Annotated in this window: 4 protein-coding genes; 1 reads left to right on the top strand and 3 read right to left on the bottom strand. The window is 69.1% G+C overall.

Annotated elements, in window-relative coordinates:
• Positions 1-40: 40 nt before the first annotated feature.
• On the bottom strand, positions 41-2,878 hold the full coding sequence (locus tag Q8K49_RS11110; RefSeq protein WP_305306102.1) for a hypothetical protein: 2,838 nt from the start codon (positions 2,876-2,878) through the stop codon (positions 41-43).
• A 220-nt stretch (positions 2,879-3,098) separates the two neighbouring features.
• Between Q8K49_RS11110 and Q8K49_RS11115 the strand changes: the two genes are divergently transcribed.
• The gene (locus Q8K49_RS11115; protein WP_305306103.1) at positions 3,099-3,305 is read left to right on the top strand and encodes a hypothetical protein; all 207 of its coding nucleotides are present in this window, start codon (positions 3,099-3,101) and stop codon (positions 3,303-3,305) included.
• Between the two features lie 80 nt (positions 3,306-3,385).
• Here Q8K49_RS11115 and argF read toward each other — a convergent pair whose 3' ends face one another.
• A complete protein-coding gene (gene argF, locus Q8K49_RS11120; RefSeq protein WP_305306105.1) occupies positions 3,386-4,303 on the bottom strand; it encodes an ornithine carbamoyltransferase in 918 nt (305 codons plus the stop codon).
• Positions 4,304-4,317: 14 nt separating this feature from the next.
• Positions 4,318-5,514: an aspartate aminotransferase family protein gene (locus Q8K49_RS11125; protein WP_305306107.1), complete on the bottom strand. Its 1,197-nt coding sequence runs from the start codon at positions 5,512-5,514 to the stop codon at positions 4,318-4,320.
• Between the last annotated feature and the right edge of the window lie 572 nt (positions 5,515-6,086).

A 6,086-nucleotide genomic window follows, 5' to 3' on the forward strand; every position in this document is an offset into this window, starting at 1 on the left:
CGCCACCCGATGCGCCAGAAAGGCTTGGTCTTCTCCCGCCTCAGGCGAGCGGTTCGACCGCAAACTGCTCGGCTTCGGTGCGGGCCTGGTCGCGGGCGGCGGCCGGCGCCGTGGCTCTGAGACGCTCGACCGCTGACTGGGCGTCGCCATCGCCGGCGCGCGCCGCGATCAGATACCATTTGTAGGCCTCGGTTAGGTCGGGCTCGATGCCTTGGTCGCCCGACTCATAGAGTTTGGCGACGTTGAACTGGCTATCGACCAAGCCGAGTTCCGCCGCCCGCTTCAGCCAGTCCAGCGCCTCGCCGCGGTTCTGATCCCCGCCGACGCCGTCGAACAGATACATCCCATAGGCGTGCATCCCGCGGGCGTCGCCTCCATCGGCTGCGCGGCGCGCCCAGGTCCGGGCTTCCGACAGATTGACCGTCAGACCCTTGTCGCCGTCCTGGTAGAGGCCGGCCAGATGCAGTTGGGCCGGCGTGTATCCGGTAGCGGCGGCCTGTTTCAGCAACTCGACTCCGCCAGCCTCGCCCGCATCGAGCTCGGCCATCGCCTGTTGATACAGATCTCCGCCCCGCGCCAGATCCGCCGGCGAGGCATTGGTCGGCACGACGGCGAGGGCTGCGATCGGGGCTGCCCGTTCAGCACCCGGCAGGCCGGGAATATTCAGACCCGAGCCGGTCAGCTGGCCCGTCGCATAGGCGCCGCCGGCGGTTAGCAGGACCGCTATGGCCGAGGCGCCCAGCGCCTTGCGGACCGTGCCGCCATCCTTCGAAGCCTGTTTGTCCAACCGCTCCTGCAGCCGGGACTTGCCGCCGCGCTTCAGGCCGAAGCCCAAACGAGCAGGCGTTTCGGGGGCCGGGGCGGCCATGGCGGCGCGGGCGGCGTCGATGGTCTGGCGTGTCGAGGAGGCGCGGCCCTGGGCCGCTGCCGCACGCAGGGCGCGGGGGTCGACGAAATCCGTCTCGCCCTCGAACTCGTCATGCCCGCCGTCGAAGGCGCCGCCGGGGGCGGTCGCCTCCAGTGCGTCCGAGACATCGGCGCCGCCAAAGCCTTGGCCGAATGCCATCGGTGGGACCGGCGCCGGAACCGGCTGAGCCTGTGGGGTGGCATTGAACGGGGGCGGCGTGAAGGCGGGAATCTGCGGGGGAGGAGCAACCTCCTCGGCCAGCGTTGTCCCGCCGGGACGGCTGCCGAACGGGGCCGGAGCGACCATCGGAGCCGCCACCGGTGCTTCACCCACGCGCGGGCCGCGCAGGACGGCATCGAAGATGGCATCAGCGCTCAGGACATCGTCCGCCGGAACGTCGGGACTGAATGCCTCGGACGTCGGCTCGGGCGGGGCCAGATCAGCAGACCAGGCCTGCTGCTCGGCATAGATCGGATCGTCAAAGACGGCGTCAGAGAACGGCGCGCCCGGGAAGGCGGCGTCCGGGAAGGCGGCGGCCCGCCAGTCTGAATCCGGCACGGCGGGCGAGGGTGCCGCGGGCGAGGGTTCAGCGCGGCGCTCGATATTGCCTCGCGCCTCGGAGATCAGGGCCGCCGTGCGCTCTTCCGACATCCGCATACGCTCGGCCAGCTCGCCGGACGCCCGGTCATAGCCTTGCTCGATGCGGGCAGAGCTGTCGGCCAGGCGACGGCCGATGTCCTCCAGCGCCTGCTGCGAACGCCGCTCGGACTGGGCGATGCGTTCGCTCAGCCGGTCGGAAATACGAGTGATCTCTCCGCCCAGCTGCTCCAGAGCCAGGGCGTGGCGGTCATCGGTCGCGATCAGCCGCTGTTCGACGCTCTGGGCGAACCGGCCCATGTCGGTCTCGACCTTGCGGCTCAGCCGCTCAAGGTGGACCGGGGTTTCGGCCTCGATCGACTGGACCCGGCCGTTCAGATTCTGGGCGATGCGCAGGACCTCGCGGCCCATGGTCTCGACGGCCTTGGCGGAGCGTTCCTCGGATGTCTTGACCTGATCGCCGATGGCCAGCACCGCGCGTTCGATGCGGTCCAACCGGCCTTCGGACTCAGCCGTGTCGAGCCGCCGCATCATCTCGGCGCGATTGCCCTCGACCTGACGGCTCAGGGTCTCGGCCAGTTTTTCGAAGCGGACGGCCTCGCGGGAGCCTTCGGGCTCGGTCCGCGACTCGGCGGCGCGCAGGCGCTGGTCCAGGCCCGCGAACGAGGTCTGCAGATTGCGCAGGGCCTCGGCGGTGCGTCCCTGGGCCTGGTCCAATCGCTGTCCGACCTGGGCCAGCAGGTCGGACCCGACGCCGGGACCGGCGACCTTCTCGACCGTGTCCATCCGGTGGCGCAGCTCGTTCACGCTCGAACGCTGACGCTCTTCGATGTCGTAGAGGCGGCCGGCCAGCGCACCCATGGTGCTCTCGACCTTGCCGAAGGTCTCGGCGGTCTGCGGTCCGACCTCCTGCTCGAAGCGACGCAGTCGCTTGTGCCCCTCGCGCAACTCCTCGGCGATGTCATCAATGCGGCGGCCGTAGGCCTTGCCGTTCTGGTCCTGCCCTTCCAGCTTGCGCACCAGGCCGGTGACGGCCTGATCCACCCCCTGGATGGCGACGGTCGAGCGGCGCTCGGCGGCTTCCAGCCGGGCGGCGATGGCGTCGATCGACGCCCCGAGGCGGTGGAGCTGGTCCTCGCCTCCGCCATAGGCGTCGTCGATGCGACGGCTGCGGCCCCGGCGGTCGATGCTGTCGGCGGCATGGGGACGGCGCGACAGCGGCGTGAAGCCACCTTCGTCATCGTCGCCGTCTTCCATGATGATGGTATTCAGCCACTCGCCCAGGGTCATGCCGGAGCGACGGGCGAGGTCCTTGGCGATCTCGCGCGCTTTGGGCTCGATGCCCTTCACGCTCCACGGCGCGGCTGCGCTCACTGATTCGCCTCCCGACCTACTTGCCGAACGCTAGACGCCAAGATGATGCGTGTAAACGCGTGGTTAACCCCAAGATGTAGCGGTATCCCCAACTTCCTGTGGAAAGCGCCGTCTCTCAATGAGCATCTCGGGTCAACGTAGTTAACGACGCGTGAAGATTAATCCTGCGGCAAGGATTCGGCCTCTTGCGTCAGGAGGCGGAACGAGCCACCTCGCGCGGATGAGCCTGACCCTCACTCTCGTCCTGCTCGCCGCCGCCCTCGGCCTGGCCGTCTTCGCCGGCTGGCGGGGGTCGCGGCCGTGGGACCTTCGGCGCGGCGTGCGCATGATCCCGTGGCGGTTCATCATGCTGCTGTCCGGCGCCGCGATCCTGATCCTCGCGATCCACCTCGGAACCCTGATGGGCGTGCCGCAACGGCCGTACTGACAGGCTCCGGGGGCCAGGTTCCGGAGGTTAGGGGGCAGAGCGGTCCCAGACCCGACCCTGGAACCCGGAACCTGGCCCCTTCACGTCCCCGCGAAACACCAGGCCAGCACCGCCTTCTGCGCGTGGATGCGGTTCTCGGCCTCGTCCCAGACCAGCGACTTCGGACCGTCGATCACGGCGTCGGTAACCTCCTCGCCGCGGTGGGCGGGCAGGCAGTGCAGGAAGACGGCGTCGCCGGCGGCGGCGTCCATCAGGGCCTCGTCGACGCCATAGCCCTCGAAGGCCTCCAGCCGCGCCTCATAGTCGCCGTCGCCCATCGACACCCAGGTGTCGGTGACGACCACGTCAGCCCCGGTCACCGCCTCGCGCGGATCGGCCGTCAGGGTGACGTGGTTGCCGCCCCTGGCGAGGTCATGCAGGTCCGGATGATAGTCCGCCGGGCAGGCCACCTTCAGGTGGAAGCCCAGCTTCGGCGCGGCGTGCATGAAGCTGTGGCAGACGTTGTTGCCGTCCCCGACCCAGGCGATGGTCTTGCCGGCGATGGGACCCCGGGCCTCCTCGATGGTCATGATGTCGGCCAGGATCTGGCACGGGTGGGAGCGGTCGGTCAGGCCGTTGATGACCGGCACGGTGGCGACCCGGGCGAAGCGCTCGACGTCCTCGTGACTGTTGGCGCGGATCATCACCGCATCGACCATGCGCGACAGAACCCGGGCCGTGTCCTCGACGGGCTCGCCGCGACCCAGTTGCATGTCGCCGGCGTTGGCGATGATCGAGGCCCCGCCCAGCTGGCGGATGGCGGCGTCGAAGCTGAAGCGGGTGCGGGTCGAATTCTTCTCGAAGATCATCGCCAGGACGCGGTCCTTCGCCGGCGCATCGGCGTCGGCGCGCCCCTTGGGCCAGCCCTTGCGAGCGGCCTTGCGGGCATGGGCGTCGTCGAGGATGGCGCGGAGGTCCCCGGCTTCGAGGCGGTGGATGTCGAGGAAGTGACGGACCATTTTCGGGGCTCCGATCAGGCCGCGGCAAGCTTGCCGCGCGCACTCTCGCAGGTGCGTTCGAAGCGGGCGACCGCCTCGCGGGCCTCTTCCAGCGTCAGGTTCAGCGGCGGCAGGATGCGCACACAGTTGTCGCCGCCGCCGGCGACCAGAAGCTGCTGCTCATCTCGCGCCCAGCCCATGAATTCGCGGTTGTTGGGGACCAGTTTGACGCCCAGCAGCAGACCCTTGCCGCGCACGTCCACGATCACATCGGGGAAGCGCTGGGCCAGGCCGTGCAGTTGCTGCTTCAGATAGCCGGCGATCTCGTTGACGTGGGCCAGGGTCTCGGGCTTGGAGATTTCACCGAAGGCCGCGCCGCCGACCGCCATGGCCAGCGGATTGCCGCCGAAGGTCGAGCCGTGCACGCCCACGACCATGCCCTTGGCCGCGTTGGTGGTGGCCAGGCAGGCCCCGACCGGGAAGCCGCCGCCCAGGGCCTTGGCGATGGCCATGATGTCGGGGGTCATGCCGGCCCATTCATGGGCCCACAGCCTGCCGGTCCGGCCCATGCCGCACTGGACCTCGTCGAAGATGATCAGCACACCGTTCTCGTCGGCCATCTGACGCATCCAGCGCAAATCCTCGTCGGGGGTAGCGCGGCAGCCACCCTCGCCCTGCACCGGTTCCAGAATGATGGCGCAGGTGGTCGGATTGCGGAACGCGGCCTCGAGAGCCTCCCTGTCGCCCCAGATCAGCTGATGGAAGCCCTCCATCGGCGGGCCGAAGCCGTTGGTGTAGCTGGGGTTGGCCGCGGCGTTGATGGCGCCGTAGGTCCGGCCGTGGAACGAGCCGTCGAAGCCGTAGATGTCGATCCGCTCGGCCTGGCCGTTGGTCGAGTGATATCTGCGGGCCGTCTTCAGCGCGCATTCGACGGCTTCCGTGCCCGAGTTGGTGAAGAAGACCACATCGGCGAACGACTTCTCGCAGAGCGCGTCGGCCAGGGCTTCCTGCCCCGGAATCTTGAAGATGTTGGAGACGTGCCACAGCTTGCCGGCCTGTTCGGTCACCGCCGCCACGAGGATCGGATTGGCGTGGCCGAGGGCGTTGGTCGAAATGCCCATGACGCAGTCGAGGTATTCGGTCCCGTCCGTACTCCACAGACGCGCGCCCTGGCCGCGATCCACCTCCAGCGGCGCGCGGTTATAGACACCCATCAGATGTTCAGTGGACACGGGGCAGGCCTCCAAAAGCGAGACGGCCCCGCCGCTGGAGAGCGCCGGGACCGCTGGAATAAGGGTCAGGCCTTGTCGGCCGGAGCACGGTGTTAGTCAACATCTTGTCGGCCGCGGTCGTCGGCCCTCCGGGACCTCCCGACCCGACGCGACCTGCTTGTTAGGCCGCGCTCAGAAGGCTCCGCCTTCTCGATCCGACGCGGCTGTCTTTGTTGGGCCGCGGTCACAGGGCTCCGCCCTGTCGACCCGACGCGGCCTGGCGCTTTCGCGCAGGCTTGGACGCCGCGCCGTTTCCGGGGCGGTGGCGGAAAGCATGGGAAGGGCCGGCGGAGCGCCGGGCGCGAAACCCGGAGACCGTGGGGAGATTATGTTTCGGCTTCGCGACGTCGCTCCGCACGAGATGTCTGACCGGAAGCTGTCGGCCTGAAAGGCAGTGGTGAACTCCCTCAGGACCAGCGGCGCTGTGGACGCCTTGCCGACATAGCCTCCGGCGGGCGGGTCGGAGCCTTGCGAACCGTTCGTCCGGGCGGCTCCGCCGCCCGTTCCTCCACCCCGGAACGGCGCGGGCTCCC

The organism is Brevundimonas sp. (genome assembly GCF_030682035.1).
Classification (GTDB): domain Bacteria; phylum Pseudomonadota; class Alphaproteobacteria; order Caulobacterales; family Caulobacteraceae; genus Brevundimonas.

What these genes read in the sequence shown, in the direction of transcription:
- Q8K49_RS11115 (WP_305306103.1), top strand. Translation starts at nt 3,099, where the DNA reads ATGAGCCTGACCCTCACTCTCGTCCTGCTCGCCGCCGCCCTCGGCCTG.
- argF (WP_305306105.1), bottom strand. Translation starts at nt 4,303, where the DNA reads ATGGTCCGTCACTTCCTCGACATCCACCGCCTCGAAGCCGGGGACCTC.